Annotated in this window: 1 protein-coding gene; it reads left to right on the plus strand. The window is 59.5% G+C overall.

Annotation, left to right across the window (positions count from 1 at the left end):
• Positions 1-439: protein NO VEIN domain-containing protein (locus SB764_RS38370; RefSeq protein WP_410866515.1), on the plus strand; the 439-nt coding region annotated here is incomplete at both ends.

Raw genomic sequence — 439 nt, forward strand, 5'->3', positions numbered from 1 at the left:
TCGATCAAGACGCCAACGCCTATGAATCCGCGTACAGTCGCGGCGCGTTCGGAGCCGACCCGGACGAACATGGGGCGGCCAGCGAGAAAGCAGGCCGCACGAATACGACGAATGGGACGAGGTTGAATGGTGAGAACTGGGGATTCGGTAGCCGCTTCAAAGGTGACGATCATCGGCGTCGCGATGTCACGGCGGAGCGTCAGGTGCGGCGCTCACGCATGCTTTCTTACGTGTCGCGTAGTGGCAACCGAGGAAATGGCGATGAAGGGGCGACATCCGTATTGGATCACGTTTCAGACTTAATCGATGCCGCATCCATGAAGGCCGTACTCAGCTATGAGCAAAGCCGCGGTTGGGAACCGGAGAGGCAACCGCACTTTAATCCTGGGTTCGACATCGTGTCGAGGTCGCCTAGTGGGGACCGCCGCCTGATCGAGGT

It is taken from the genome of Paraburkholderia sp. SIMBA_027, from assembly GCF_046535315.1.
Taxonomy (GTDB): domain Bacteria; phylum Pseudomonadota; class Gammaproteobacteria; order Burkholderiales; family Burkholderiaceae; genus Paraburkholderia; species Paraburkholderia tropica.